Genomic DNA, 1,507 nt, shown 5'->3' with positions numbered 1-1,507 from the left:
CGGTACTACGGTTGATGTTCGAGATTTATTCTTCAACACGCCTGCACGCCGTAAGTTTTTGCGCACTGAAAAGACGGAATTCAATCATTTGGAGGAAGTCGTCAAACGGCAAGCTTTGGGGCGATTTGATGTTGGGTTTGATCTGTCTCACAACGGTAAGCCGGTGCATAGTTTGCGCCCTGCGATCACATTAAGAGATAAAGAGCAGCGTGTGGCGAGTTTGTGCGGTAAGCCGTTTATGGAAAACGCTGTAGAGATTGATGTCGAGGCGTCAGGGTTAAAACTATGGGGCTGGGTCGCGCTGCCAACGTTCTCTCGAAGTCAGGCGGATTTGCAGTACTTTTTCGTGAATGGGCGCGTGATTCGTGATCGCTTGGTTAGTCATGCTGTTAAGCAAGCATATAGGGATGTGCTTTATCACGGCCGACATCCAGCCTTTGTACTGTATTTAGAATTGGATCCAGCTCTTGTTGATGTGAATGTGCACCCTACGAAGCATGAAGTTCGTTTTCGTGACGGGCGCTTAGTGCACGATTTCATATTCAGAAGCTTGCATCGCGCGCTAGCGGATGTTCGTCCTGACGAGTATATGCGCGAAGAGCAAAGCGCAAGTCGAGTTGCTGAGAGTGAGGCGATTCACCAGGAGACAGGCTTAGCCGCGCAACCCGGTTATAATAGTCAAACCCGCATGCCATTGTCCGTGCCGAGTTCGAATACGGGGGCTGCGTTTCAACCGCAGTCTATTCCAAATAATCCCGCTCAAAGTGAAGTGCGCACGGCCTTAGATGGGATGAGTTCTCTGTATGGTGGTTTGAAGCCAGATTTGCCAGAGCTGTCTAATACTGTTGACGTATCTAATAATGCCGAAGATCATCCTTTAGGCTTCGCGATTGCTCAGCTTCATGGCGTTTATATTCTCGCTCAAAACAGTTCGGGCTTAATAATTGTTGATATGCACGCTGCGCATGAACGCATTACTTACGAAAAGATGAAGTCCGATTTTTACGGCGCGGGTATTCAATCTCAGCCACTGCTTGTTCCGATGTCGATTGCTGTCAGTACTAGGGAAGCAGATGCTGCTGAAGATTGTGCTGTGGAGCTCCAACGATTCGGATTGAGAGTTGAGCGGGCTGCACCCGAATCTCTAGTGATTCGTGAAGTCCCTGTGATTCTGCAAAAAACAGACATCGTTCAGCTTGTACGAGACGTCTTGAGCGACATGATTGGCTACGGGCAGTCTGATCAGCTAGAAGCAAAGGCAAACGAGTTGATGGGGACAATGGCTTGTCATGGTTCTGTTCGGGCAAACCGAGTTTTGACGATAAGTGAGATGAATGCGCTGCTGCGTGAGATGGAAGAGACCGAACGTAGTGGTCAGTGTAATCACGGTCGACCAACTTGGACGACTTTGTCGATGCCTGAATTAGATAAGCTATTCTTACGTGGTCGATAGTTTCACTGCTAGGGTTTCTATGTCTTCGCTTCGTACTATGCCGCCGGCTATTTT

General features: G+C 48.7%; 1 protein-coding gene. It reads left to right on the top strand.

The genetic code is table 11. The annotated features are described in order from the left end of the window. Positions 1-1,453: DNA mismatch repair endonuclease MutL (mutL, locus tag A3738_RS17715; protein WP_068763747.1), on the top strand; the 1,453-nt coding region annotated here is incomplete at its 5' end. Between the last annotated feature and the right edge of the window lie 54 nt (positions 1,454-1,507).

The sequence above is a fragment of the Oleiphilus sp. HI0066 genome, from assembly GCF_001635725.1.
The sequence above is the reverse complement of the archived record's forward strand: the minus strand, read 5'-3'. Positions and strand labels throughout refer to the sequence as shown.